Source organism: Pseudomonas sp. MIS38, from assembly GCF_019891575.1.
GTDB lineage: Bacteria > Pseudomonadota > Gammaproteobacteria > Pseudomonadales > Pseudomonadaceae > Aquipseudomonas > Aquipseudomonas putida_A.
Genome location: NZ_JAFLXF010000016.1, coordinates 13,471 through 38,583, shown reverse-complemented (window position 1 = coordinate 38,583; position 25,113 = coordinate 13,471). Strand labels below are relative to the sequence as shown.

General features: G+C 60.8%; 23 protein-coding genes. 9 read left to right on the top strand and 14 right to left on the bottom strand.

Annotated features, from left to right (window positions below; translation table 11 throughout):
- Positions 1-112: 112 nt before the first annotated feature.
- The 4 genes from plsB to J1G18_RS18325 all read left to right on the top strand — a co-directional run bounded on the left by plsB (position 113) and on the right by J1G18_RS18325 (position 4,555).
- Positions 113-2,611, top strand: a complete 2,499-nt coding sequence (gene plsB, locus J1G18_RS18340) for a glycerol-3-phosphate 1-O-acyltransferase PlsB (RefSeq protein ID WP_223008226.1) — start codon at positions 113-115, stop codon at positions 2,609-2,611.
- A gap of 97 nt (positions 2,612-2,708) precedes the next feature.
- The gene (locus J1G18_RS18335; protein ID WP_223008225.1) at positions 2,709-3,395 is read left to right on the top strand and encodes a hypothetical protein; all 687 of its coding nucleotides are present in this window, start codon (positions 2,709-2,711) and stop codon (positions 3,393-3,395) included.
- Positions 3,396-3,445: 50 nt separating this feature from the next.
- A complete protein-coding gene (locus tag J1G18_RS18330) occupies positions 3,446-3,844 on the top strand; it encodes a YbaY family lipoprotein (RefSeq protein WP_223008224.1) in 399 nt (132 codons plus the stop codon).
- A 21-nt stretch (positions 3,845-3,865) separates the two neighbouring features.
- Positions 3,866-4,555, top strand: a complete 690-nt coding sequence (locus tag J1G18_RS18325) for a DUF4197 domain-containing protein (protein ID WP_086792179.1) — start codon at positions 3,866-3,868, stop codon at positions 4,553-4,555.
- A gap of 63 nt (positions 4,556-4,618) precedes the next feature.
- Here the strand turns inward: J1G18_RS18325 and J1G18_RS18320 are convergent, their stop codons facing one another.
- The 3 genes from J1G18_RS18320 to J1G18_RS18310 all read right to left on the bottom strand — a co-directional run bounded on the left by J1G18_RS18320 (position 4,619) and on the right by J1G18_RS18310 (position 10,403).
- Complete coding sequence (locus J1G18_RS18320; protein ID WP_223008223.1) at positions 4,619-5,014, bottom strand: DUF6124 family protein; 396 nt, start codon at positions 5,012-5,014, stop codon at positions 4,619-4,621.
- Between the two features lie 1,213 nt (positions 5,015-6,227).
- Positions 6,228-9,296, bottom strand: coding sequence for an efflux RND transporter permease subunit (locus tag J1G18_RS18315; RefSeq protein ID WP_223008222.1), 3,069 nt, complete (start codon positions 9,294-9,296; stop codon positions 6,228-6,230).
- A gap of 6 nt (positions 9,297-9,302) precedes the next feature.
- Positions 9,303-10,403, bottom strand: a complete 1,101-nt coding sequence (locus tag J1G18_RS18310) for an efflux RND transporter periplasmic adaptor subunit (protein ID WP_223008221.1) — start codon at positions 10,401-10,403, stop codon at positions 9,303-9,305.
- A 94-nt stretch (positions 10,404-10,497) separates the two neighbouring features.
- Between J1G18_RS18310 and J1G18_RS18305 the strand changes: the two genes are divergently transcribed.
- Positions 10,498-11,133: a TetR/AcrR family transcriptional regulator gene (locus tag J1G18_RS18305; RefSeq protein WP_223008220.1), complete on the top strand. Its 636-nt coding sequence runs from the start codon at positions 10,498-10,500 to the stop codon at positions 11,131-11,133.
- 106 nt (positions 11,134-11,239) lie between these two features.
- Here J1G18_RS18305 and J1G18_RS18300 read toward each other — a convergent pair whose 3' ends face one another.
- On the bottom strand, positions 11,240-12,022 hold the full coding sequence (locus J1G18_RS18300) for a class I SAM-dependent methyltransferase (protein WP_262415618.1): 783 nt from the start codon (positions 12,020-12,022) through the stop codon (positions 11,240-11,242).
- Positions 12,023-12,115: 93 nt separating this feature from the next.
- Here J1G18_RS18300 and J1G18_RS18295 point away from each other — a divergent pair, with 93 nt between their 5' ends.
- Complete coding sequence (locus J1G18_RS18295) at positions 12,116-12,736, top strand: energy transducer TonB (RefSeq protein ID WP_223008258.1); 621 nt, start codon at positions 12,116-12,118, stop codon at positions 12,734-12,736.
- Positions 12,737-12,740: 4 nt separating this feature from the next.
- Here J1G18_RS18295 and J1G18_RS18290 read toward each other — a convergent pair whose 3' ends face one another.
- From J1G18_RS18290 to ppc, 7 genes are all read right to left on the bottom strand, one after another.
- On the bottom strand, positions 12,741-13,433 hold the full coding sequence (locus J1G18_RS18290; RefSeq protein WP_098967431.1) for an extensin family protein: 693 nt from the start codon (positions 13,431-13,433) through the stop codon (positions 12,741-12,743).
- A gap of 2 nt (positions 13,434-13,435) precedes the next feature.
- Complete coding sequence (locus tag J1G18_RS18285; protein ID WP_223008219.1) at positions 13,436-14,272, bottom strand: oxaloacetate decarboxylase; 837 nt, start codon at positions 14,270-14,272, stop codon at positions 13,436-13,438.
- Positions 14,273-14,304: 32 nt separating this feature from the next.
- On the bottom strand, positions 14,305-15,165 hold the full coding sequence (locus J1G18_RS18280) for a DUF72 domain-containing protein (RefSeq protein ID WP_135295043.1): 861 nt from the start codon (positions 15,163-15,165) through the stop codon (positions 14,305-14,307).
- Positions 15,165-15,473: a hypothetical protein gene (locus J1G18_RS18275; RefSeq protein ID WP_003222071.1), complete on the bottom strand. Its 309-nt coding sequence runs from the start codon at positions 15,471-15,473 to the stop codon at positions 15,165-15,167. Before J1G18_RS18275 ends, J1G18_RS18280 begins: the two co-directional genes overlap by 1 nt.
- A 285-nt stretch (positions 15,474-15,758) precedes the next feature.
- Positions 15,759-16,433 carry a tRNA (adenosine(37)-N6)-threonylcarbamoyltransferase complex dimerization subunit type 1 TsaB gene (tsaB, locus tag J1G18_RS18270; protein ID WP_223008218.1) on the bottom strand — a complete coding sequence of 225 codons (675 nt, stop codon included), beginning with the start codon at positions 16,431-16,433 and terminating at the stop codon, positions 15,759-15,761.
- A 93-nt stretch (positions 16,434-16,526) separates the two neighbouring features.
- Positions 16,527-17,174 (bottom strand): adenylate kinase, encoded by a 648-nt coding sequence (gene adk / locus J1G18_RS18265; protein WP_003222067.1) that lies wholly within the window; start codon positions 17,172-17,174, stop codon positions 16,527-16,529.
- A 289-nt stretch (positions 17,175-17,463) separates the two neighbouring features.
- Positions 17,464-20,094 (bottom strand): phosphoenolpyruvate carboxylase, encoded by a 2,631-nt coding sequence (ppc, locus tag J1G18_RS18260; protein ID WP_223008217.1) that lies wholly within the window; start codon positions 20,092-20,094, stop codon positions 17,464-17,466.
- Between the two features lie 213 nt (positions 20,095-20,307).
- Here ppc and J1G18_RS18255 point away from each other — a divergent pair, with 213 nt between their 5' ends.
- The 3 genes from J1G18_RS18255 (at position 20,308) to J1G18_RS18245 (ending at position 22,268) form a co-directional block, all read left to right on the top strand.
- A complete protein-coding gene (locus tag J1G18_RS18255; protein WP_003222064.1) occupies positions 20,308-20,652 on the top strand; it encodes a hypothetical protein in 345 nt (114 codons plus the stop codon).
- A 366-nt stretch (positions 20,653-21,018) separates the two neighbouring features.
- Positions 21,019-21,423: a DUF4398 domain-containing protein gene (locus J1G18_RS18250; protein ID WP_007964219.1), complete on the top strand. Its 405-nt coding sequence runs from the start codon at positions 21,019-21,021 to the stop codon at positions 21,421-21,423.
- 56 nt (positions 21,424-21,479) lie between these two features.
- The gene (locus J1G18_RS18245; RefSeq protein WP_007964218.1) at positions 21,480-22,268 is read left to right on the top strand and encodes an OmpA family protein; all 789 of its coding nucleotides are present in this window, start codon (positions 21,480-21,482) and stop codon (positions 22,266-22,268) included.
- Positions 22,269-22,444: 176 nt separating this feature from the next.
- On the opposite strand, the gene J1G18_RS18240 is transcribed toward J1G18_RS18245, so the two are convergent.
- The 3 genes from J1G18_RS18240 to J1G18_RS18230 all read right to left on the bottom strand — a co-directional run bounded on the left by J1G18_RS18240 (position 22,445) and on the right by J1G18_RS18230 (position 25,104).
- On the bottom strand, positions 22,445-22,774 hold the full coding sequence (locus J1G18_RS18240) for a hypothetical protein (RefSeq protein WP_007964217.1): 330 nt from the start codon (positions 22,772-22,774) through the stop codon (positions 22,445-22,447).
- The gene (locus J1G18_RS18235; protein WP_223008216.1) at positions 22,771-23,676 is read right to left on the bottom strand and encodes an alpha/beta hydrolase; all 906 of its coding nucleotides are present in this window, start codon (positions 23,674-23,676) and stop codon (positions 22,771-22,773) included. The genes J1G18_RS18240 and J1G18_RS18235 overlap by 4 nt, the downstream gene beginning before the upstream one ends.
- A 150-nt stretch (positions 23,677-23,826) precedes the next feature.
- Positions 23,827-25,104, bottom strand: a complete 1,278-nt coding sequence (locus J1G18_RS18230) for a flavohemoglobin expression-modulating QEGLA motif protein (protein ID WP_003222055.1) — start codon at positions 25,102-25,104, stop codon at positions 23,827-23,829.
- Positions 25,105-25,113: the final 9 nt, after the last annotated feature.

Genomic DNA, 25,113 nt, shown 5'->3' with positions numbered 1-25,113 from the left:
AAAACTCTCAACAGGAGTTTACTTCGCCGCTTTTTTGCCGATTTTCGATGAATCCGGCACACTGTCCGCCCCCGAGCATCTGCTCGGTTTTATTCACTCATGCAGAAGCCGTATGACCCGTTCCCCGTTCCGCCGTCTTGTGTTTGGCACCTTGCGCCGACTGTTGTACCTCTGGGTTCGCTCGGAGACGATCAACCAGTCGTCGTTCACCCTCAACCTCGACCGCAGTCGTCCGGTGTTCTACGTCCTGCAAAATCCCTCGCTCACCGATCTGGCAGTAGTCGACACCGAGTGCACCAAGGCCGGTCTGCCGCGTCCGGTGCTGCCGGTGTCGGTCGGGCCGTTGATCGAACCGGCGGCGTTTTTCTATCTGACGCCGGATCCTGACTGGCTCGGCCGTCAGGACAAGCGCGGCGCACCGCCGACCCTGACCCGTCTGGTCAGCGCCCTGACCCAGAACGCCGCCGAAGACGCGCAGATCATTCCGGTCAGCGTGTTCTGGGGCCAGTCGCCGGACAGCGAAAACAGCCCGTGGAAGCTGCTGTTCGCCGACAGCTGGGCGGTCACCGGGCGCCTGCGTCGGCTGCTGAGCATCATCGTCCTCGGGCGCAAGACTCGCGTGCAGTTCTCCGCGCCGATCCACCTGCGCGAACTGATCGAACACAACAAGGGCCACGAACGCACCGTGCGCATGGCCCAGCGCATCCTGCGCGTGCATTTCCGCAATCTGAAAGCCGCGGTGATCGGCCCGGACATTTCCCACCGGCGCAATCTGGTCAAGGGCCTGCTCAACCAGCCACTGGTCAAGCAAGCGATCGTCGAAGAGGCCGAGCGCGAGAACATCTCTCTGGAAAAAGCCAAGGCCCAGGCGTTGCGCTACGGCAACGAAATCGCCTCGGACTACACCTACACCGCGATCCGCTTCCTCGAAGTGGTGCTGAGCTGGTTCTGGAACAAGATCTACGACGGGATCAAGGTCAACCACATCGAAGGCGTGCAGAAGGTCGCCCAGGGTCACGAAGTGATCTACGTGCCGTGCCACCGCAGCCACATCGACTACCTGCTGCTTTCGTATCTGCTGTTTCGCAACGGCCTGACCCCGCCGCACATCGCCGCCGGGATCAACCTGAACATGCCGGTGATCGGCAGCCTGCTGCGCCGTGGTGGCGCGTTCTTCATGCGCCGCACGTTCAAGGGCAACCCGTTGTACACCTCGGTGTTCAACGAATACCTGCACACCCTGTTCACCAAAGGTTTCCCGGTCGAGTACTTCGTCGAGGGCGGCCGCTCGCGCACCGGACGCATGCTGCAACCGAAGACCGGCATGCTCGCGATCACGATGCGCAGCTTCCTGCGCTCGTCGCGGATGCCGATCGTGTTCGTGCCGGTGTACATCGGTTACGAGCGCGTGCTTGAAGGTCGCACCTACCTCGGCGAACTGCGTGGCGCGAGCAAGAAGAAAGAGTCGATCTTCGACATTTTCAAAGTCATCGGTGCGCTCAAGCAGCGCTTCGGTCAGGTCGCGGTGAACTTCGGCGAGCCGATCAAACTCGCGGAATTCCTCGACAGCGAACAGCCAGACTGGCGCCAGCAGGAACTCGGCCCGCAGTACAAACCGGCGTGGCTCAACGAGACCACCAACCGCCTTGGCGAGAAAGTCGCGCAGCACTTGAACGAAGCAGCGGCGATCAACCCGGTCAATCTGGTGGCGCTGGCGCTGCTCTCGACCACCCGCCTGGCACTGGACGATCGGGCCATGGCGCGGGTGCTGGATCTGTATCTGGCGCTGCTGCGCAAAGTCCCGTACTCGCCGCACACGACCCTGCCGGAAGGCGATGGCCACGCGCTGATCGAGCATGTGAAGGACATGGATCTGCTGTCCGAGCAGAACGATGCGCTGGGCAAGATTCTCTATCTGGACGAGCAGAACGCCGTCCTGATGACCTACTACCGCAACAACGTGCTGCACATCTTCGCCTTGCCAGCGCTGCTGGCGAGCTTCTTCCAGAGCACCTCGCGCATGAGCCGCGAGCAGATCCTGCGCTACACCCGCGCGTTGTATCCGTACTTGCAGTCGGAGCTGTTCATTCGCTGGTCGCTGGAGGAACTGGACGGCGTGGTCGATCAATGGCTGGAAGCGTTCGTCGAACAAGGCCTGCTGCGTTTCGAGAAGGACGTGTATATGCGTCCGGCGCCAAGTTCGCGGCACTTTGTGTTGCTGACCCTGCTGTCGAAGAGCATCGCCCAGACCTTGCAGCGCTTCTACATGACCGTGTCCCTGCTGCTCAACAGCGGCCAGAACAGCATCAGCGCCGAAGAGCTGGAGGACCTGTGCACGGTCATGGCCCAGCGCCTGTCGATCCTCCACGGCTTGAATGCCCCGGAGTTCTTCGACAAGAGCCTGTTCCGCCACTTCATCCAGACCCTGCTCGACCTCGACGTGCTGCGCCGCGACGAAGCGGGCAAGCTGAGCTACCACGAACTGCTCGGCGAACTGGCCGAAGGCGCTGCCAAACGGGTGTTGCCGGCGGAGATTCGTCTGTCGATTCGTCAGGTGGCTTTGCATCGCAGTGAAGATGCCGCCGAAACAGCGGATACACCACAAGTCTGAAACTTGCTGACAACTAACGGGCGCGCACTTCAATGGCCCCGTTAGTTGATTCATGGATTAATAGGCGCAACCCACCAATCACGATACGGATATCGAGATGAGCCTGTTAAACGAAGAAACTTGCACAGTAATCCTGGACTTCCGTCTACCGCCCGAATTCCACGCGCCTGCCGATGGTGTCAATGAAACCATTGTCAGCGTCAAAGTTTTCAATTCCCAATCGCCTATTAACATCAAGGACTGGCACCGTGCTGCGATCTTCGACGCCGGCTGGAAATTTGACTTCCCTCATCACTACGCCGATGTAGGCGTCAGGTACCAAGTCAATGTGCAGATCCTTCATGACCAAATACCGTTGCTGATCGAGCAGGACTACTTCGTCACTGTCAACAACACTCCCCATCGCCAAACCCTGCACCTGAGCCCGATCGGGTTTCTATATGTCGAGGCTCAAGAAGCCGAGATTGTTGCGCCAGAAGAAGCGGTCACCATCAGTCTGCATGAAGCAGAGTCTCCCGAAGTTGAGCTGGTGCATGTCAAACAGGACGAACAGTCAGTCTCCGGGTTTTATCTGAAATATGATCCTGACAGCGTTATACCCGGTAAACGCTATGCACTGACGGGTATTGAAAACCGCTACCATCAACGTCTTGTGATCTCGCCTGAACAAGTCGAACTGGCTCCCGCGATGCCCAACACAAGCGCGCTGTCGTTTCAGAAATTAATGCAGTGGCTGGAAAAACCCTTACGTTTGTTCACTGACGCTGGCACCAAAATCCGCTAGATTTCCTTCGGCGCCGGGATTCTTCCGGCGCAACCGTCTCAGAGGTCCCGATGAAAAAACTCACCCTTCTCGCCGCAGCTACCCTGTTGAGCGCCTGCCAGTCGACCACCCCCGCCGGCAAAGTCGGCCTCGACGGCGAAGTGTTCTACCTGCAACGCATCGCCCTGCCACCAAGCGCGACCCTGAGCGTGAGCCTGCAGGACGTGTCGCTGGCCGACGCACCGGCGGTGGTCATCGACGAACAGAAAGGCCCGGTCAAAGGCCAGGTGCCGCTGCCGTTCCACTTGAGTTACGATCCGGCCCAGGTCAAACCCGGCCACCGCTACTCGGTCAGCGCGCGCATCGAAGTCAAGGGCGAGCTGATGTTCATCACCACCGAGAACCACGCCGTGCAACTGGACGGCAACGATCCGCAGCCGCTGAAAATCCGCGTCGACGCCATTCGCTAATTGTCTTTCAAGGAAGCTGCCATGCTCCGCCCTACCCTTCGCTTCGCCGGCCTGTGCGCGGGCTTGATGATCTCTGCCAGCGCCCTGGCACTGTCGCTCAGCGACCTCTCGCAACAAGACGCCACCGGCGGCCTCAAGGACGCCCTGACCCAAGGCGCGCAAATCGCCGTCAAACAACTCGGCACCCCGGGCGGCTTCAGCAACAACCCGGAAGTGAAAATCGAACTGCCGGGCAAACTCGGCAAAGTCGCCGGCAAGATGAAAGCCTTCGGCATGGGCGCACAGGTCGACGAACTCGAAACCGCGATGAACAAGGCCGCAGAAAGCGCCGTAACCCAGGCCCAGCCGATCCTCGTCGACGCCGTGAAGAAAATGACCGTGGCCGACGCCAAGGGCATCCTCAGCGGCGGCACTGACTCGGCCACCCAATACCTGGACAAAACCAGCCGCGAACAGATCCGCGCCAAGTTCCTGCCCATCGTCAAACAAGCCACCGACAAAGTCGGCGTCGCACAAAAGTACAACGCCTTCGCCGGCCAGGCCGCGACCCTCGGCGTGGTGGATGCGAAGAGCGCCAACGTCGAAAACTACGTCACCGAACAAGCGCTCAATGGCCTGTTCGAAATGATCGGCAAACAGGAAGAAACCATTCGCAAGAATCCGGCTGCTGCAGCGACGGGTCTGGCGAAGAAAGTGTTCGGCACCTTGTAATTTTTGCCGCGGCACGAAAAAGCCCGCTGAACCTGTGAAGGTCAGCGGGCTTTTTGTTGCGTGTCAGCCTTGCGGATCGACTTGATCGAGGACGCGGTTAACCGACAGCTCCGCGAGCGAAATCATCTGCTGGATACCGAGAAGCTGACTGCACGTCGGACCGCTCAGGGTAAACGCCAACTCACTGGCCATGACATTGGCCGAGGCCAGAGTTTCACAGACATGGGCCAGCAAGGTTTCGGAATCGACTTCGGGGAGGACAGTGAAGATTGTGCTGGGCTGAGTGACGGGTTTGGGCTGTTTTTCAGGCTGGGGCAGGAGGTAGTGATCGAGCGCACGCAGGGCTGCGTCGTGGAGCTTGCGCGAGTCGAGGAAGGCGTAGGGGGAGACGGGGTCGGTTGGCCGTTCGGGGGTGGATTCTGGTGCGGATTCGGGGGGATTCGGGGTGTGTTTGAACATGGTGGAACTCCTAACTATGCAAGTGGAGCTACCACCATCACTTGCAGATGACGGGTGGCAGCTGTGCACGGGTCTGCAAGACCGAGTTGTTAGGCCCTCGGCATACCCAAAGGTATCCCGCACACAGCCACCATAAAACGATGGCCGCTAAAAAGCGCCACGATTATAGGGGCGCTGATCAGCACCTAACAAACTATCGGCGGGCTTGCAGACCCGGTCGCTGAATTGGCAACGACAGACTCAGGCTAGAGATCGCGCTTCCGACGGGCAACCTGAAAACCTTGTGGGAAGGTTCTGGTTATCTGGAACATTTTTAAACAGACCAGAGAGGTTGGGTGGCTGGGCGGGCCTCTTCGCGAGCAAGCCCGCTCCCACATTTGGATTGCGTGCAAGCAGTTGGAGAGTGGTCGGCTACTAGGCCGCCATCGCTGGCAAGCCAGCTCCCACAATGAGATTGGTTGCGGTCAGTTGGAGATTGGTCGGCTGACAGGCCGCCATCGCGAGCAGGCTCACTCCTACAGTGGGATTGGATGCAGGCAGTTGGAGATTGGTCGACTGTCAGGCCGCCTTCGCGAGCAAGCCCGCTCCCACATTTGGATTGGGTGTGGGCAGTTGGAGATTGGTCGGCTACTAGGCCGCCATCGCTGGCAAGCCAGTTCCCACAGTGGGATTGGCTGCGGTCAGTGGGAGATTGGTCGGCTGTCAGGCCGCCATCGCGAGCAGGCTCACTCCTACAGTGGGATTGGGTGAGTCAGTTGGAGATTGGTCGGCTGTCAGGCCGCCATCGCTGGCAAGCCAGCTCCCACAGAAAAGCAAAGCAGTCCAGACAGACCACATGCTTTTCACCACTCAACAGGATGAGCGCAAGCTCGGCTGCAGCTTTTGATCTTGCCGTGCCGGCCCCTTCGGCAGGCTGAGTGGAGGGGTTTATCCGGGGGTGGGAGCACAGCGACCGTTCGACGAAGTCGAACACATCGAGAGGAGGTGCAGCGAAGCAAACCGGAGGCGATGCCCCCGGATGAACCCCGCAACGAAGGAACCCGAGCCTAAGCGAGGGCCGTACGCCGGGGCCAAGACCTTTGCTTCCTTTGGGGCGTTTGCCAAAGGGAGTCGCTGTAAAAGCGAAACCGCCAGCGGCAGCACCCGAAGCAATGGATATTCACAAAGAACACCCAGAACCTGGTCGGCCCAAAGGCCGCCAAGTCCAAAACCATCAAGCGTCGCGACGCACCCGGAACCAGGCCGCATACAAAGCAGGCAAAAACAAAAGCGTCAAAGCCGTAGCCACAATCAACCCCCCCATGATCGCCACCGCCATCGGCCCGAAAAACACACTGCGCGACAAAGGAATCATCGCCAGCACCGCCGCCAAAGCCGTCAACACAATCGGCCGAAACCGCCGTACCGTCGCCTCGATAATCGCCTGCCAAGGCTTAAGACCAGAGGCAATATCCTGCTCGATCTGATCCACCAGAATCACCGAGTTGCGCATGATCATCCCCGACAGCGCGATCGTCCCCAGCATCGCCACAAACCCGAACGGCTGGCGGAACACCATCAGAAACAACACCACCCCGATCAACCCCAGCGGCGCCGTCAGAAACACCATCGCCGTGCGCGAGAAACTGCGCAATTGCACCATCAGCAACGTCAGCACCACCACAATGAACATCGGCACCCCGGCATTCACCGACTTCTGCCCACGCTCCGAATCCTCCACCGTGCCGCCAACATCCAGCAGATACCCGTCAGGCAATTCGGCACGGATCGGATCCAGCGTCGGCTCGATCTGCTTGACCAGCGTCGCCGGCTGCTCCTTGCCGTAAATGTCGGCACGCACAGTCACGGTCGGCAGACGATTACGGTGCCAGATGATCCCTTCCTCAAACCCGTACTCCAGCGTGGCAATCTGCGACAGCGCCACACTGCGACCGTTATCGGTCGGCACCGCCAGACTCGGCAGCAACGTCAACTCGGTGCGCTCATGCACCGTGCCGCGCAGCAGAATCTCGATCAACTCGTTGTCCTCGCGGTACTGGCTGACACTCGAGCCGGTCAGCGAGCTCTGGAGGAATTTCGCCAGATTGGCCGTGCTCACACCGAGCGCCCGCGCACGATCCTGATCGATGTTCAGGTACACCACTTTGCTCGGCTCCTCCCAATCCAGGTGCACGTTGACCACATGCGGGTTTTCGCGCACCTTGGCCGCCACTTTGCGCGCCAGCGCACGGACTTCCTCGATGTGCTCACCGGTGACGCGAAACTGCACCGGATAACCAACCGGCGGACCGTTTTCCAGACGCGTGACCCGCGAACGCAGAGTCGGGAATTGCTCGTTAAGGGTTTCGATCAACCAGGTACGCAAGCTCTCACGCTCTTCGATGTTTTTCGCCAATACCACAAACTGGGCGAAGCTCGCCGCCGGCAGTTGCTGATCCAGCGGCAGGTAGAAGCGCGGCGAACCGGTGCCGACATACGCCACATAGTTATCGATGCCGGCGTGATCCTTGAGCATCGCTTCCAGGCGTTTGACCTCGGCCGTGGTGTTGGCCAGCGACGCACCTTCGGCCAGTTTCAGATCGACCATCAATTCCAGTCGATTGGAGGCCGGAAAGAACTGCTGCGGGACGAAACGGAACAGCATCACCGACGCGATGAACAGACCTACGGTCAGCACAATCACCGTTTTGCGGTGCGCCACGCACCACTCCACCAGACGTCGAACCCGTTGATAAAACGGCGTGCCATACGGGTCGGCCTGGCCGTCAGTTGTGCCGTGTTTGGCCGCATGAATCTTCGCCAGATCCGGCAGGAGTTTTTCCCCCAGATACGGCACGAACATCACCGCTGCCACCCATGAGGCGAGCAACGCGATGGTCACCACCTGAAAGATCGAACGGGTGTATTCGCCAGTGCCGGACTGCGCGGTGGCGATCGGTAGAAAACCCGCGGCGGTGATCAGCGTACCGGTAAGCATCGGGAACGCAGTGCTGGTCCAAGCGTAGCTCGCAGCCTTGATCCGGTCGAAGCCCTGCTCCATTTTGATCGCCATCATTTCCACGGCGATGATCGCGTCGTCCACCAGCAAACCCAGCGCCAGCACCAGCGCGCCGAGCGAGATCTTGTGCAGGCCGATGCCCAGGTAATACATGCAGGCGAAGGTCATCGCCAGCACCAGCGGAATGGTCAACGCGACCACCATCCCGGTGCGCACGCCGAGGGAGAAGAAGCTCACCAGCAACACGATCGCCAGCGCCTCGACCAGCACCTGGACGAACTCGCCGACCCCGGTTTTCACCGCCGCCGGTTGGTCGGACACCTTGCGCAATTGCATGCCGGCCGGAAGGTTTTTCTGCAGGCGCGAGAACTCGCCTTCCAGCGCTTTGCCCAGCACCAGAATGTCGCCGCCGTCCTTCATCGCTACTGCGAGGCCAATGGCATCTTCACCCATGAAGCGCATGCGCGGCGCCGGTGGATCGTTGAAACCGCGATGCACATCGGCGACATCGGAGATGCGGAACGTCCGGTCACCGACGCGGATCGGGAAGTTCTTGATCTCCTCGACCGTCTGAAAATTCCCCGAGACCCGCAGTTGCACGCGCTCGCTGCCGGTTTCAAAGAAGCCGGCGGTGGACACCGCGTTCTGCTCTTGCAGCGCTTGCTGCACGGCCGAGAGTGGCAAACCGAGAGTGGCGAGTTTGACGTTGGACAACTCGACCCAAATCTTCTCGTCCTGCAAACCGAGCAGATCGACCTTGCCGACATCTTTGACTCGTTGCAGCTGAATCTGGATGCGATCGGCGTAATCCTTGAGCACCGCGTAATCGAAACCGTCGCCGGTCAGCGCATAGATGTTGCCGAACGTAGTGCCGAATTCATCGTTGAAGAATGGCCCCTGAATATCCGGCGGCAAGGTCTGGCGAATGTCGCTGACCTTCTTGCGCACCTGGTACCAGAGGTCAGGGATTTCCTTGGAATGCATCGAGTCGCGGGCAATAAACGTGACCTGCGACTCACCCGGGCGGGAGAACGACACGATGCGTTCGTACTCGCCGGTTTCCATCAATTTCTTTTCGATGCGTTCAGTGACCTGACGCGAGACTTCCTGCGCGGTCGCCCCCGGCCAGCGGGTCTGAATGACCATGGCCTTGAAGGTGAACGGCGGGTCTTCGCTCTGGCCGAGCTTGGTGTAGGACAAGGCGCCGACGATGGCCAGCAAAAGCATCAGGAACAGTACGATCTGGCGATTACGCAGCGCCCATTCAGAAAGGTTGAAGCGCATCGGGACTTACTCCTTGTCCGCCAGATTGACCACTCGGTTGGAGCGATCCACAGGCCGCACCTGCTGACCTTCGAGCAATACGTGAACACCGGCAGCCACCACCCAGTCGCTGGCGTTGAGGCCTTCGAGCACTGGCACGCTTTTCTCGCCGAACGGGCCGATGCGCACCGGGGTCTTTTTCAAGGTGTTGTTGGCGTTGACGACCCAGACGTAGGTCGCGCCGTTCTCGGCAGTCAGGGCCGAAAGCGGCACCGACAGCGGCACAGCATCCGCCGATTGCACGAACACCCGGGCGCTCTGCCCGAGCTCAGCCGGAACTTTGCCGCTGGTGAACGAGATGCGCGCGGCGAAGGTGCGGGATTTCGGGTCGGCTGCCGGCGACAGTTCACGAATCTGCCCGGCGAAGCGCTGGTTCTGCTGCGTCCACAGTTCAACGGTCACTGGCTGGCCGACCTTGAACCGCCCGAAGCTCTGCTCCGGCAGGCTGATCGACACTTCGCGCTCGCCATCAGTAGCGAGGGTGAACACGGTTTGCCCGGCGGCAACCACTTGCCCGACTTCCACCGAACGCTTTGCCACCACGCCGTCCTGCGGCGCGCGCAACACGGCGTAACTGGCCTGGTTGGTCGAGACGTTGAATTCGGCCTTGATCTGCTTGAGGCGGGCCTCGCCGGAACGGTAGAGATTTTCCGCGTTGTCGTAGGCCGAACGGCTGACCATCTGCCGTTCCATCAGCGTCTTGTAGCGGTCACGCTCGGCGCGCACCAGGTTCAGATTGGCTTCGGCGGCGGCGACCTGTGCGCGGGTGGCTTCCAGTTGCAGGCGCACATCCTGCGGATCGAGCTCGGCCAATGGCTGATCGGCCTTCACGCGCTGACCTTCTTCGACCAGTCGTCGGCTGACTTTGCCACCAATGCGGAATGCCAGATCCGGTTCGTAACGGGCGCGCACCTCGCCCGGATAACTTTCCATCGCCTGCGCCGAAGGCTCTGGCTGCACCACCATGGCCGGTCGAATGCTGACTTGCGTCGCCTCTTCCTGACCGCATGCGGACAATAAAACAGCCAGGCTGACTGGCACGGCAAACGACAACGCATGGCGGAACATGGTGACGGACCTTTCGCTAATGGTGCTTGGAATATTTATACTGGCCGGTATGGTATTAATAGCAAACTCACCAGTCCAGTATTAAAAGCGAAGAATGTCGAACAATCTTGCAGCTCCAAACGGCCCGGGCCGTCCGAAGGATCCGGCCAAGCGCCGGGCGATCCTCGACGCGGCGAAAACCCTGTTTCTGAGTCACGGCTACGCCAACACCAGCATGGACGCGGTCGCCGCCGAGGCTGGCGTGTCGAAACTGACGGTTTACAGCCACTTCAACGACAAGGAGACGCTGTTCTCCTCCGCGGTGATGGCCAAATGCGAGGAGCAGTTACCGCCGCTGTTCTTCGAATTGCCCGCCGGAATCCCCGTGGAAAATGTGTTGCTGAACATTGCCCGAGGCTTTCATCAACTGATCAACAGCGACGAGTCGGTGAATCTGCATCGCTTGATGATGGCGCTGGGCACGCAGGATCCGAAGCTGTCGCAGATCTTCTTCGAGGCCGGCCCCGAGCGCATGGTGCAAGGCATGGAGCGGCTGCTGAAACGCATCGACGAGACCGGCGCGCTGCGCATCGATCAGCCGCGTAATGCGGCCGAGCATTTCTTCTGCCTGATCAAGGGCGCGGGGAATTTTCGTTTGTTGTATTGCTGCGGTGAGCCGCTGAGCGAAGAGGCTTCAGAGAGTCATGTGCAGGAAGTGGTGGGGTTGTTCATGCGGGCGTATCGGCCCTGATTTTGCGGAGTTTTTGCGGACGCCTTCGCGAGCAAGCTCGCTCCCACATTTGAAATGCATTCCAAATGTGGGAGCGAGCTTGCTCGCGAATGGGCGCAACTCGGTCTTAAGGTTTTAACGCTTTCTTCGGGTAGATGTCATACCGGCTCGACTTGCCATCCAGCGCATGGCTCGGCTTCGGCCCCTCGATGCACGGTGCCTTGCGCGGGCGCTTGACCACCACCCGGTGTGTCGCCAGGGCCAGCGCCGCCTCGAGCAGCGCCGGCGCATCCGGATCATCCCCGACCAGTGGCCGGAACAGGCGCATTTCCTTCTTCACCAGCGCGGTTTTCTCGCGGTGCGGGAACATCGGGTCGAGGTAGATCACCTGCGGCGGCTCGCCCTCCCAGTTGCGCATGACCTCGATCGAGTTGCCCTTGAGCAGCTTCATCCGCGCGACAATCGGCGCCACATCGAAATCTTCCGCCGCCCGCGCCAGACCATCCTCCAGCAACGCCCCGATCAACGGCTGACGCTCGATCAGGCTCATCTCGCAACCCAGACTGGCCAGCACGAACGCGTCCTTGCCCAACCCCGCCGTGGCGTCCAGCACCCGAGGGCGCACGCCTTGGGCGATGCCAACCGCCTTGGCGATCATCTGCCCGCTGCCGCCGCCGTACAGACGCCGGTGCGCCGCGCCCCCCTCGACAAAGTCCACCCGCACCGGCCCTGGTGCATCCGGGCCGAGCTGCTGCAGTTGCAAACCCTGCTCGCCGACCTGCAAGGCGAACTCGCCGCCGTCCACCTGCAGCGGCAGGCCCAGACGCTCGGCCCATTGCTTGGCTTGCGCTTCAAACGTCGGGCCGAGGGCCTGGACATGGATGCGGCAGGCCGCGGGTTGCTCAATCATGAAAACACGCTCAAAAAAGTTAAGGATCGGCAAAAAGTGGCCGATAAACCAATCAACGCGCATTTTGCCAGAGCTGAGCGTCAACCGAAAAAAATGTCAGGCATTCTTCCCACATCGATTGGCTACATTTCGCCCAAGGGTGACTTCAGCCGTCATAACACTCAAGCATTGGGCGGCGTCAGTCACCTGTGGCAGGATTTCTTTGCCCAGGCCCTGGCCGAACAATCGAGCGATGTGGTGCCGGCCTGTGGCACCTTTCCACCGGTTGATCTGAACAGCCCGGAAGAACCGACCCTGGGCAGCGAGCTGCACGCGCACATCGTCGAGCAGCGTCAGTGCGACGTGGTCGACACCGAAGTGCGTCCGCCGGAGCCGCTGTTCCTGCCGATCGCCGAGTTCGAAACCGATCTGCTGGACAAGCCGTTCCCGCCGTTCCCGCCAGAAGAACTCAAGGCTCAGCAAGAACAGCAGGATTTCGACAGCAGCTGGGTCCGTCCAATCGTGATCAACAATGGTCAGCCGCTTCCCGAGCCTGGCCCGGCGCCACAGAAGAAGCCGCTGTACCTGCCAATTGCCGAATTCGACCTCGATCTGCTGCAAAAACCTTATCCGCCGTTCCCGCCGGAAGACATCGTCGAGCAGCAGAAGGCTTTGGACTTCGATAACGGTTGGGCGCGCCCGATCGTCCTGCAGAACCTGCGCCTCGCCGCCTGATCCCTCAGCGACACACGCTCCAGCGCCCGACATCGACATGAAAGTGATTGCGGTGGGCGGCGTTGTAATCCGGACTCAACACCACACTGAACGCCTCACAGGCGCCATCGCGCACCTGCCGCAGAAACTGCGCATCCTGATTCTGCTTCGGCCAGTCCTTGAGCACGCTGATGCTGCGCCCGTCCGCCAGCCGAAAACCGCTGATGTCCAGCGCATCGGCACTGGCATGCCGGCTGAGCGCCCCGCTCTCGCGGTTATAGACATTGCGACAGGCAAAGCTGCCGAGGTGATCAAGGCGCGCCACCCTCTGCCCGTAAACAGATTGCGCGGCGGGTTGCAGGGTATGCCGTTCAAACATCGCGTAAGCCACCGCCAGCGGGCAACTGGCGAGGAAGCTGCTGCTCAGCGCCACCTCGCCGCCCTGCACGCGCACGGTGCCGATCAGCGGGCACTTGGCATCGGGACTGTCGGCTTGCGCGGTGACGCGCAGACCCGAGTTGCTCAGGACTTGTGCGCATAATTCGGGATTGCCGCGCAGGCGCATCAGCTTGAAACCGGTCAACCCGTTCGGCGCTGCCTTCACGTCCAGCGGCGCCCACGGGTTCCACTCGGCCGGCACATCGAGCCAGCCGCGCCAGACGCTGAGCACGGCACCCGCGATGATCAGCAGTAACGACAGCGCGATCCAGCGACCCATGCTCAGCCTTTGAAAAACTGATTGGCCTTGGCGTACGGCATCGACTGCGACGTAAAGCCGAACGTCCCGCGCTGCTGGATCTCTTCAGCCGCGCGGAAGAACTCGCCGAACGCTGCCAAGGCCAGCGCCGAGCCGGTGCTGATCCTGCGCACACCCATTTCTTCCAACTCCTGTACGGTCAGTTTCAAACCGCCGGACATGAGCACGTTGACCGGTTTTGGCGCCACCGCGCGCACCACCGCCAACACCTCTTCGGCGCTGCGCAGACCCGGCGCATACAGCACGTCGGCACCCGCCTCGGCAAAGGCTTGCAGGCGGCGAATGGTGTCGTTGAGATCGGGATTACCGTGCAGGTAGTTTTCCGCGCGGGCGGTCAAGATGAAGGGAAATGGCAGCGTGCGCACCGCAGCGACGGCGGCTTCGATGCGTGCCACGGCGTGTTCGAAGCAGTAGATCGGCGCATCGGCACGGCCCGTGGCGTCCTCGATCGAACCACCCACCGCGCCGGCCTCGGCGGCACGCAACAGGCTTTTCGCGCATTCGGCGGGGTCATCGGCGAAACCGTTTTCCAGATCCACCGCTACCGGCAAATCCGTGGCCGCGACAATCGCCCGGACGTTGGCCAAGGTGTCATCGAGACTCAGGGCGCCGTCGGCCTTGCCCTGGGAAAACGCGTAACCGGCACTGGTGGTTGCCAGTGCCTGATAGCCCAGACTGGCGAGCATCTTCGCCGAGCCGGCATCCCACGGGTTGGGAATCACGAAAATCCCCGGACGCTCGTGCAGGGCCTTGAAGGCCTGGGCTTTGCGGGCTTGTTCGTTAAGGGCGTGGGCGTCCATCGGCAGGCTCCTGGGCTGGGGGAAAATCCGCCTCAGAGCAAGCCGAGTTGCTCGGCGGCGGGTTCTCTGTATAGCTCAGGCAGGGATGGCAGGCCAGGCAAACGTTGCATCAATTGTGCGTGAAAACGTTGCGCCAGCTTCGCCGCCATGACGTTGTCGGCGGTGTGCAGGAAGATGTACGGCGTGCGGCCCTCTCCGATCCACTCGGCGATTTTAGCCACCCACGGCACCAGGAACGGATCGTTGGCTTCCAGCTCCGGGTGGCCGATGAAGCGCACCTGCGGGAACTGGGTAAACGCCGCCGGACGCGTTGGCACCCGCGGCTTTTTCGATTGCGCGTGGATCACCGAAGACTCGGTCGACAGGCAACTGAACAGCGCTCGTGGATCGAGGCAGATGCGCTCCACGCCACGGTCGAGCAGCAAGCGATTGAGCAGGCGTTCGCTCTCGCCCTTGGCGAAGAACTGCTCGTGACGCACTTCCACCGCCAGCGGCCGGTCCAGCGCGTCGATGAACGCGGTCAGCTCCGGCAGTCGATGCGGGGTGAAGCTTTTCGACAGTTGCAGCCACAGCGGCGAAACACGTTCGCCGAGCGGGCTGAGAAGATTTACGAAGGTTTCGGCGGCGGTCAGTTGATCGCGCAGATCACCGCTGTGGCTGATGTCGCCGGGAAACTTGGCGGTGAAGCGAAAGTGTTCGGGCATGGTCTCGGCCCAGCGCTGCACGGTGGCCGGCGACGGACTGGCGTAGAAGGTCGTGTTGCCTTCGACGGCGTTGAACACTTGGGAGTAGAGAGCGAGGAAGTCGGAGGTCTTGGCGTCTTCGGGGTACAGATACTCGCGCCAGGCGTTTTCACTCCAGGACGGACAACCGAGGTAGTAAGGCAGATCCATCAGATGTACAGGTCGAGGCCCAGCACATCCGCATCCCAATCGACAAAACCGGCGGTGCTCAGGTAGCTGGCGAGGGCCATCGCTACGCTTTTGCTCATGGCGCGGTGATAAATCATGTCTTGCTGACGGGCGGGCAGATTGGCCAGGCGTTGTGCGGAGGCTTTGGCAGCGCGGGCGGCCAGTTGCTCTTCAGTCGGGAATTCCAGCTCGCCGTCGATATCGTCGACGGATTCATCCAGCGCCACATTGCCTTTGCGAGGCTTGCGCTTGATGGGGTAGGACTGAGAGGAGAGGCCGTCTATACGCATAATTTCATGCTCGGTATCGATGATGGCAATTTAGCGGCACTTGACCGACTTAGCAAATTGCCGAGTGATAACTAGAACACATAAAGCGCAAAAGGTTTAAAGCCCGGGGTTGGAAACTGACGATTGGCAGAATTTGGAATAAGACACGGAGTTTGTGGAGGGCTTTTGTGGTGAGGGGATTTATCCCCGATCGGCTGCGAAGCAGTCGCCGATTTTGGGGCCGCTTCGCGACCCATCGGGGATAAATCCCCTCACCACAGAAGCTTCCCCGCCAGAAGTCAGGCCTCAGCGAGCCTTGGGGGTGGCGACTTTGTCGCGCAGGTAAACCGGTTGCGCGTCATCGGCAGGGATCGACTCGCCGCGTTCCCAGGCAAACCGCGCCAGGGTCAGCAGGTCTTCGGCGTGAGGCAACATGCCGGCATCGGAGCCGGTGAGGTTGACCGCGATCCGCTCGCCATAGCCCCAACCGGTACCTGCACCGAACCACTCACCGCTGGCATCGGCCGGCAGCGCCGCCACTTCCGGCGGCAGCACCGCTTCGGCACCAACCAGACGCATCTCGCCAGCCGTTTCGCGGTAGCAGCCCCAATACACTTCATCCATTCGCGCATCGATGGCCGCCGCGACCTGGCTCACGCCGTGTTCGCGATACGCACGCTGCGCCAGGACGGCGAGGTTGGACACCGGCAGCACCGGACGATCCAGCGCGAACGCCAGACCTTGCACCACACCGATGGCGATCCGCACACCGGTAAACGCACCCGGCCCGCGACCGAACGCGATCGCGTCCACCGCTTGCAGCGTGGTGCCGGCATCGGCCAGCAGTTGCTGGATCATCGGCAGCAGCTTCTGCGCGTGCAGACGCGGGATCACCTCGTAATGGCTCGTGACCTTGCCGTCATGCAGCAAGGCAACGGAGCAAGCTTCGGTCGCGGTGTCCAGGGCCAGCAAGGTGCTCATCGATGTATCCAAAACAGGTGGTGGAAAAAGTGCGTCAGTATAAACAACTACGGCCCGCAAGCGGGCCGTGGATGATGCAGCCGATCAGCTTTTTCAGCTCAGCGCTTCGAGCACCTTGGCGGTGATCGCTTCAACCGAACCTACGCCCGGAATGTGGCTGTACTTCGGCTTGCCGTTGGCAGCGGAAAGCTTCTGGTAGAAATCCACCAGCGGCTTGGTCTGCGAATGGTAGACCGACAAGCGATGACGCACGGTTTCTTCGGTGTCGTCCTTGCGCTGCACCAGATCGTCGCCGGTAACGTCGTCTTTGCCAGCCACTTTCGGCGGGTTGTAGACGATGTGGTAAACGCGGCCACTGGCCTCGTGAACGCGACGACCGGCGATACGCTGAACGATTTCTTCGTCTTCAACAGCGATTTCAACCACGGCGTCCAGCTCGACACCGGCAGTTACCAGCGCTTCGGCCTGTGGAATGGTGCGCGGGAAACCATCGAACAGAAAGCCGTTGGCGCAGTCTGGTTGAGCGATGCGATCCTGCACCAGCGCGATGATCAGGTCATCCGACACCAGGCCGCCGGCATCCATGATGCTCTTGGCTTGAACGCCCAGCGGAGTGCCGGCCTTGACCGCAGCACGCAGCATGTCGCCGGTGGAGATTTGCGGAATGCCGAATTTCTCGGTGATGAACTTAGCCTGAGTACCTTTACCGGCCCCGGGAGCTCCCAGCAGAATGACGCGCATCGATGTGCTCCTCAATTTTTTATATAGAAAACAACGGGATTCGCCTCTTTGGGCCAATCTTAAAAAACGGGTCGTGGCCGCACAAACGGCCAAAGGCTGATCAAGATACACAGCAGGCTGCGCCCACACAAGACGCCAAAAGTCGGAGAAACCGGCGCCCGCCGCGACCTTGCGACGCGGTAACCCAAGTCGCAACCCCATCACTAACTGTCGCCTGCCCGCACTTCCTCCCTGTGTACAAAGCAGCACCCGGCCTGTGCACCGGGTGCCTGATGCCACCGCAAAAACCTTAGCCGGTATTGCGCAACCCGGCGGCAATCCCCGCCACAGACACCAGCAGCGCCTGCTCCACCGGGCTGCCCTGCTCGACATTTTGCTGCCGTGATCGGGCCAACAGCTCGGCCTGCAATAGATGTAGCGGATCAAGATAAGTGTTGCGCAGACGGATGAATTCCAGGGTGTCCGGGCTATGTGCCAACAGCTGCGACTGCCCGGTCAAGCCGAGCACCACCGCACACGCCTGCGACAATAGGTCGCGTAACTGCGCGCCCAACGGCAGCAAGTCCGGCTCGACCAGACGCTGGTCGTACGACAGCGCGATGTCGGCGTCGGCCTTGGCCAGGACCATTTCCAGCATGTCGATACGGGTGCGGAAGAACGGCCACTGTTCGCGCATCTGCCCGAGCAGTTCGCCTTCGCAGCGCTCCAGCGCCTTGCTCAGCGCAGTTTCCCAGCCGAGCCAGGCCGGCAGCATCAGCCGCGTTTGCGTCCAGCCGAAGATCCACGGAATCGCCCGCAGACTCTCGATCCCACCGGCACGGCGCTTGGCCGGACGGCTGCCAAGGGGCAAGCGCCCCAGTTCCTGCTCCGGCGTCGATTGGCGGAAATACTCGACGAACTGCGGATTTTCACGCACCACGGCGCGGTACGCGGCGACGCCATCGGCGGCCAGTTCATCCATCAGGTGTCGCCATTCGGGCGTCGGTGGCGGTGGTGGCAACAACGTCGCTTCCAGCACGGCAGCCAGATACAGATTGAGGTTCTGCTCGGCGATGTCCGGCAGGCCGAATTTGAATCGAATCATTTCGCCCTGCTCGGTGGTGCGGAAGCGCCCCGCCACCGAGCCCGGCGGCTGCGACAGAATCGCCGCGTGCGCCGGACCGCCGCCACGGCCCACGGTGCCACCGCGACCGTGGAACAACAGCAGTTCGACTTGCTGCTCGCGGCAGATCTCCACCAGCCGCTCCTGCGCGCGATATTGCGCCCACGCCGCCGCGGTGGTGCCGGCGTCCTTGGCCGAGTCGGAATAACCGATCATCACTTCCTGCGGGCCTTGCAGCCTCGCGCGGTAGCCCGGCAGCAGCAACAGACGCTCCATCACCGGCCCGGCGTTGTCGAGGTCGGCGAGGGTTTCGAACAGCGGCACCACACGCATCGGCCGCAGCACGCCGGACTCTTTCAGCAGCAGTTGCACTGCCAGCACGTCGGAGGCGGCGCCCGCCATCGAGATCACGTAGGAACCCAGCGAGGCGCCCGGTGCGGCAGCGATTTCCTTGCAAGTGGCGAGCACTTCAGCGGTGTCGGCGGACGGTTTGAAATGCGCCGGCAACAACGGGCGACGATTGCTCAGCTCTCGGGTCAGGAAGCTGATGCGCTGTTCTTCATCCCAGTCTTCGTAGCGACCGAGGCCGAGGTAGTCGGTGATTTCGGTCATCGCCGAGCCATGCCGCGTCGAATCCTGACGCACATCGAGGCGTACCAGGAACAGGCCGAAGGTCACCGCCCGGCGCAGGCAATCGAGCAACGGCCCATCGGCGATCACGCCCATGCCACATTCGTGCAGCGAGTTGAAACACAGTTCCAGCGGATCAAGCAGGTCGCGATTGTTGTGCAACACATCGGCCGGTGCCGGCGTGGGCGCAGTCAGCGACGCATGGGCCCAGTTGCGCGTGGCGCGCAGGCGTTCGCGCAATTGCTTGAGCACCGCCCGATAAGGTTCGGCGCTGTCGCCGGCCTTGGCCTTGAGCGCGTCGCTGGCCTGCTGCATCGACAGCTCGGCGGCCAGGTGATCGACATCGCGCAGGTACAGGTCGGCAGCCATCCAGCGCGCCAGCAACAGCACTTCGCGGGTCACTGCGGCCGTGACATTCGGGTTGCCGTCGCGATCGCCACCCATCCACGAGGCAAAGCGAATCGGCGCCGCCTCCAGTGGCAAGCGCAGGCCCGTCGCTTCATACAGCGCCTTGTCGGCCTTGCGCATATGGTTGGGGATCGCCTGCCACAGCGAATGCTCGATCACCGCAAAACCCCATTTCGCTTCGTCGACCGGGGTCGGCCGGGTGCGGCGGATTTCTTCGGTGTGCCAGGCTTCGGCAATCAGCCGTTGCAGGGTGTTCTGGATCTGTTCGCGTTCGGCGCTGGTCAGATCGCGATGATCCTGCGCGGCCAGCTGCGCAGCGATCGCGTCGTACTTCTGAATCAACGTGCGCCGCGCCACCTCGGTCGGGTGGGCGGTCAGCACCAGTTCGATTTCCAGGCGCGCCAGTTGTCGCGCCAGCGATTCGGCGCTGTGACCTTCATTGCGCAGGCGGGCGAGCAGTTCCGGCAGCACGCGGGACTCGAACGGCGCGGGCTGCGACTCTTCGCGGCGATGAATCAGCTGATACTGCTCGGCGATGTTCGCCAGGTTGAGAAACTGGTTGAACGCCCGCGCCACCGGCAGCAGTTCGTCTTCGCTCAACTGATTGAGGCTGGCGCTGAGTTCGGCGTCCATCGAGCCACGGCGGTCGGCCTTGGCGCCCTTGCGGATCTGCTCGATCTTGTCGAGAAATTCCTCGCCGTACTGGTCACGGATGGTATTGCCCAACAGCTCACCGAGCAGGTGAACGTCCTCGCGCAAGCGTGCATCAATATCGGTCATCAGCAGTTCTCCAGCGTTAATCGGGACGGCGCAGAAACGAATGCTTTGCCCAGAGAGTGCCGCTCTACGGCGCTTCTTACAAGCAGACGACGAAGGGACTTTAAACCTTGTGGCTTGAAGCTAGTCTCAACAGTAAGCCGTACAACGGCTTGCCGCCGGCCCCGCCGGACACTCACCCAGGCCTGCCACGAGCAGGCGCGAAATGAGGTCATCATGAAAATTCGTGAACTCGCCCAGCATTGGGAAGAAAACGCCAAGGGTCGCCTGACCGACACCGGCTACACGATTCATCTGGACGTCGAGGCCGCTGCGCGGCTGGCGGCGATCGCCGAGATGTACCCCAAACGCCACCCGGAAGAACTGCTCGGCGAACTGATCGGCGCCGCGCTCGAAGAGTTCGAGGCGAGCCTGCCGTATGTGAAAGGCTCGACGGTGGTGGCGACTGATGAGGAAGGTGATCCGCTGTATGAAGATGTCGGGCCGACACCGCGGTTTCTGGCGCTTTCTCGCCGGCATCTGCAGGATTTATCCGCCGCTGCCGGCAAGCAAAAACACTGACACAACAAAGATCAAACTGTAGGAGTGAGCCTGCTCGCGATAGCGGTGTATCTGTGGCTTTTGATGCTGACTGACACACTGCTATCGCGAGCAGGCTCACTCCTACAGGATCGTGTTTCCTTTTGAAAAGTTTTCTGACTTTCCCCCGCGCGTACCTCTCCCCGCCTCCAAAGTTCCCGGTTTAGAGCCTTGTCCGTTTGGTCAAAAAAAAATTTGGCGATAGGCCATCTTTTCTGAACTTTTGAAAAACGCCTCCGGTCGGAAGCTGTAACCACGCCTGGAACGAGCGTTTCAAAAACGCGCTTTTACACGACGCTTGCGGCTCCTCGACCAGGATGGATTTTCGGTTTTATCAGGAGTTAAACAATGGAGTTGAAGACCATGAAGACCCAAACCTCGTTCTCCCACCTGCGCGGTCTGAAACTGGCTGCTCTGGCTATCGGTACCAGCTTCGTTCTGGCCGGTTGCGCCGGTAACCCGCCGACCGAGCAGTACGCCGTGACTCAATCGGCCGTCAACAGCGCCGTCAGCGCCGGTGGTACCGAGTTCGCTGCAGTGGAAATGAAGCAGGCTCAGGACAAGCTCAAGCAAGCCGAAATTGCCATGCACGACAAGAAGTATGAGCAGGCTCGCACCCTCGCCGAGCAAGCCGAATGGGACGCTCGCGTAGCAGAACGCAAGGCTCAGGCTGCCAAGGCCGAACAGGCTGTGAAGGATTCCCAGAAAGGTGTTCAGGAACTGCGTCAGGAAAGTCAGCGCACCGTGCAGTAAGCGCGCATCCCGAATCGCAAAGCTGAAACTTTTATCGATAGAAAGGACGACAAATTATGCGTAAGCAACTGATGATCCCCGCTCTTCTGGCCGCAAGCGTTGCCTTGGCTGCCTGCTCTACTCCGCCTAACCCGAACCTGGAACAGGCGCGCACCAACTACGCCGGCCTGCAGGCCAACCCACAGGCGAGCAAAGTCGCTGCCCTGGAAACCAAGGACGCCAGCGATTACCTGGACAAGGCCGACAAGGCTTATCTGGACAAGCAAGACGCAGCCAAGGTTGACCAACTGGCCTACCTGACCAACCAGCGCGTGGAAGTGGCCAAGCAGACCATCGCCCTGCGCACCGCTGAAAACAACCTGAAAAACGCTGCCGCGCAACGTGCTCAGGCGCGTCTGGACGCTCGTGATCAGCAGATCAAACAACTGCAGCAGAGCCTGAACGCCAAGCAGACCGATCGAGGTACCCTGGTGACCTTCGGTGACGTGCTGTTCGCCACCAACAAGGCTGACCTGAAATCCAGCGGTCTGGTGAACATCAACAAACTGGCGCAATTCCTTCAGGAAAACCCTGATCGCAAAGTGATCGTCGAGGGTTACACCGACAGCACCGGCGCGGCTTCGTACAACCAGTCGCTGTCCGAGCGTCGTGCCACCTCGGTACAAGTCGCTCTGATCAAGATGGGCGTAGATCCTTCGCGCATCGTGGTTCAGGGTTATGGCAAGGAATACCCGGTTGCCGATAACAGCAGCGTTTCCGGTCGTGCGATGAACCGTCGTGTGGAAGTGACCATTTCCAACGACAACCAGCCAGTGATGCCACGTTCGGCGGTCAGCTCGAACTAAGCAACACGCGCTAACGCAAAAGCCCCGTCTGAGTGATCAGGCGGGGCTTTTTTTGGCCTTACACATTCCCCCCTTGTGGGAGCGGGCTTGCTCGCGAAAGCGGTGGATCAGTCGGAATATAGAGTGACTGACACACCGCTTTCGCGAGCAAGCCCGCTCCCACAGTTTTTATCGGGTTATGGTTCGAGTTTTTGTGGGGTTTCCTGGCCCATGCAGCGCACGGCTTTTTTCTGCGCATTGATCAGCACCCCGGTCAGGCCTTTCTGTTCGGTGTCGAACAGCACCAGCACGCCATCGATGCACTGCGCCACTTGCGGCGCCGGGTCCAGTGAGACTTTGTAGTCTTCGCCCGGCACGGTCTTGAGCATGGTGAACTCGTTGAGCAGCAGCGCATCCTCGGGTTTGGCGAAGTGCAGGTAACCGTAGTACCACAGCGCCCCGACGGTGCCGAGGATGCTGCAGATACCGGTGATGATCAGCGGGATGGCGTTACGTTCTTCAGTCATTGCGGACTCTCATCTTCAGAATTCGGGGCTTGCGGATAATTCGGGATCTCGCCGAGGCGGCGCAGGCCGTTGAAATGTTCGGGATCTTCCAGATAGCGCAGCATCACCTGGCGCCAGACCGGGTCACCGAAGGTCTGCACGTGGCCGCCGCGGGTCAGCTGCAGCACGCGCGGTGGCGGCGCAGCCTGATACAGGCGGATGGCGTTGGCCATTGGCACCAGCGGGTCGTCGATGCTGTGAAAAATCAGCTTCGGCACCCCGTTGAGCTGCGGCATCGAGTTGATCGCGCTGTCGCTATCCGGCACCAGCCACGACAGCGGCACCTGCAACGGCCAGGTCAGCCAAGACGTGCTGAGGGCATACTGCCCGACGCTGCGATAACTGGCGGGCACACCGTCGAGCACGAAGGCCTTGAGTTGCTTCTGCCGCTCCGGGTGCTGCACCAGCCAATGCACGGCCATCGAGCCGCCGAGGCTCTGGCCGAGGAGGATCAGCGGCTTGCCTTTGACCTCTGGCGCCTTGTCGAGCCAGGCGAACGCGGCGTCGATGTCCTGATAGATCGCCGGCAGGCTCGGCTTGCCCTCGGACAAGCCATACCCGCGATAGTCCACCAGCAGCACCTGATAGCCGTTTTTCGGCAACCACCAACTGCCGCCCAGGTGCATCGGCAGGTTGCCGCCGTTGCCGTGCAGGTGCAGGACTGTGCCTTTGACTTCGACGCCAGGTTTGGCCGGTAGCCACCAGGCGTTCAGCTTCAAGCCATCCGCCGTGACCAATGTGACGGTGCGGTATTCGAGCCTGGCTTTTTCCGGGGTGAAGATCTGGCCCGGTTCGGGGTAGAACAATAACGAACTGCAACCACTGAGGGTCAGGAGCAGGCAAAGGATGCCGAGGATTCTCATCCGGTGAAACCTCGCAGAATTCGAATTGGAATACAGTCAAAAACTGTAGGAGTGAGCCTGCTCGCGATAGCGGTGTGCCAGTCGATATTTATGTTGATTGACACACCGCTATCGCGAGCAGGCTCACTCCTACAGGGGTGTTGTGTTGGGTTAGAGGATATTGGAGTAATCCGCCTCGATCCGGTCCAGGCTCAAGTGATTGAGGAAGTTGGAGAAGCACATCCACGCCGACAGCGCGTTCATGTCACGGAACTGTTCCGGCAAATATTTCGGCGGCACCACCAGACCTTCATCGACCAACTGACGCAGGGTACGCATGTCTTCCAGGGTGGTCTTGCCGCAGAACAGCAGCGGCACTTGCTCAAGCTTGCCCTTACGCACGGCCAACTGAATGTAGTTGTAAACCATGATAAAGCCCTTGAGATAGGACAAGTCTTTGGTGAATGGCAGACCGGTCGGGGTCGAACCACGGAACACCCGGCTGGCGTTGCCATAGCTTTCGGCCATTTCAAAGCCCTGCTCGCGGAAGAACTCGAACACCTGCAAAAAGTCCGCGCCCTCCTCGACCATGTGAATGGCGCGGGTGCGGTTGGTCAGTTTGCGCAGACGGCTTGGGTAGGAGGCGAAGGTGATGATTTCCATCAGGATCGCCAGGCCTTCCTGGGTCACCGTCGACGACGGTGGGCCTTTGGACAGGAAGGTGCAGATCGGCTGGTTCAAGCCATTGAGCGTGGTGCCGACGTGCACCAGACCTTCGTGGACTTCCAGTGCACGCACGTCGCGGTCGTTGAACAGCGCGTCGGTGCGGATCTTGATGTAGTCGGCGCCTGCCGCCGCGTCGGCGACGATGCCGTCGGACTCGAACACGCGGATGGTTTCCTCGGCCTCGCCAAACACCTTGTTCAACCGGGTTTGCAGCAGATGCACGGCATCCTTGGCGGTGAGGATCTTCGGTTCGTCCTTCAGGTCGCCACGGCCATCAATGTTGTTCAGGTAGTCGGACATCATCAGGCCGAGGTCGGCCAGGGTCGGGTCGCCGGCGTGGAACGCATCGGAGGCGGCGCCGTAGAGTTCCTGGGAGATCAGGCCGAAATCCTCGGTGCCGCGCGCTTCGAGCATGCGCACCACCATGCGGTATTCCTTGCACATGCGCCGCATGATCTGCCCGACCGGGTTGAACTGGCCGAGCTGGCGGGTGATGTCGCGCTCGATGTTCTGGAATTCCAGTTTGACCTTGCTCGAATCGAAGGACAGCGGCCGATTGAGGTAGTAGTCGCGATCCACCGCCGGCATTTCCTTGCCCTTGGCCTTGAGAAAGCCCTTGCGGATGTTCTCGTCCCACTTCACCGCATCGAGCACGCGGATCGGCGTCTGCGCCAGCACAATGCGATCGGACAGCGTGCGTATCGTCTGCTGGTAATCGTCCACCCGAAACTC

Excerpts from the sequence above, each read along its gene's own strand:
- plsB (WP_223008226.1), top strand. The coding sequence starts at position 113 with ATGACCCGTTCCCCGTTCCGCCGTCTTGTGTTTGGCACCTTGCGCCGA.
- J1G18_RS18335 (WP_223008225.1), top strand. The coding sequence starts at position 2,709 with ATGAGCCTGTTAAACGAAGAAACTTGCACAGTAATCCTGGACTTCCGT.
- J1G18_RS18330 (WP_223008224.1), top strand. The coding sequence starts at position 3,446 with ATGAAAAAACTCACCCTTCTCGCCGCAGCTACCCTGTTGAGCGCCTGC.
- J1G18_RS18325 (WP_086792179.1), top strand. The coding sequence starts at position 3,866 with ATGCTCCGCCCTACCCTTCGCTTCGCCGGCCTGTGCGCGGGCTTGATG.
- J1G18_RS18320 (WP_223008223.1), bottom strand. The coding sequence starts at position 5,014 with ATGTTCAAACACACCCCGAATCCCCCCGAATCCGCACCAGAATCCACC.
- J1G18_RS18315 (WP_223008222.1), bottom strand. The coding sequence starts at position 9,296 with ATGCGCTTCAACCTTTCTGAATGGGCGCTGCGTAATCGCCAGATCGTA.
- J1G18_RS18310 (WP_223008221.1), bottom strand. The coding sequence starts at position 10,403 with ATGTTCCGCCATGCGTTGTCGTTTGCCGTGCCAGTCAGCCTGGCTGTT.
- J1G18_RS18305 (WP_223008220.1), top strand. The coding sequence starts at position 10,498 with ATGTCGAACAATCTTGCAGCTCCAAACGGCCCGGGCCGTCCGAAGGAT.
- J1G18_RS18300 (WP_262415618.1), bottom strand. The coding sequence starts at position 12,022 with ATGATTGAGCAACCCGCGGCCTGCCGCATCCATGTCCAGGCCCTCGGC.
- J1G18_RS18295 (WP_223008258.1), top strand. The coding sequence starts at position 12,116 with ATGTCAGGCATTCTTCCCACATCGATTGGCTACATTTCGCCCAAGGGT.
- J1G18_RS18290 (WP_098967431.1), bottom strand. The coding sequence starts at position 13,433 with ATGGGTCGCTGGATCGCGCTGTCGTTACTGCTGATCATCGCGGGTGCC.
- J1G18_RS18285 (WP_223008219.1), bottom strand. The coding sequence starts at position 14,272 with ATGGACGCCCACGCCCTTAACGAACAAGCCCGCAAAGCCCAGGCCTTC.
- J1G18_RS18280 (WP_135295043.1), bottom strand. The coding sequence starts at position 15,165 with ATGGATCTGCCTTACTACCTCGGTTGTCCGTCCTGGAGTGAAAACGCC.
- J1G18_RS18275 (WP_003222071.1), bottom strand. The coding sequence starts at position 15,473 with ATGCGTATAGACGGCCTCTCCTCTCAGTCCTACCCCATCAAGCGCAAG.
- tsaB (WP_223008218.1), bottom strand. The coding sequence starts at position 16,433 with ATGAGCACCTTGCTGGCCCTGGACACCGCGACCGAAGCTTGCTCCGTT.
- adk (WP_003222067.1), bottom strand. The coding sequence starts at position 17,174 with ATGCGCGTCATTCTGCTGGGAGCTCCCGGGGCCGGTAAAGGTACTCAG.
- ppc (WP_223008217.1), bottom strand. The coding sequence starts at position 20,094 with ATGACCGATATTGATGCACGCTTGCGCGAGGACGTTCACCTGCTCGGT.
- J1G18_RS18255 (WP_003222064.1), top strand. The coding sequence starts at position 20,308 with ATGAAAATTCGTGAACTCGCCCAGCATTGGGAAGAAAACGCCAAGGGT.
- J1G18_RS18250 (WP_007964219.1), top strand. The coding sequence starts at position 21,019 with ATGGAGTTGAAGACCATGAAGACCCAAACCTCGTTCTCCCACCTGCGC.
- J1G18_RS18245 (WP_007964218.1), top strand. The coding sequence starts at position 21,480 with ATGCGTAAGCAACTGATGATCCCCGCTCTTCTGGCCGCAAGCGTTGCC.
- J1G18_RS18240 (WP_007964217.1), bottom strand. The coding sequence starts at position 22,774 with ATGACTGAAGAACGTAACGCCATCCCGCTGATCATCACCGGTATCTGC.
- J1G18_RS18235 (WP_223008216.1), bottom strand. The coding sequence starts at position 23,676 with ATGAGAATCCTCGGCATCCTTTGCCTGCTCCTGACCCTCAGTGGTTGC.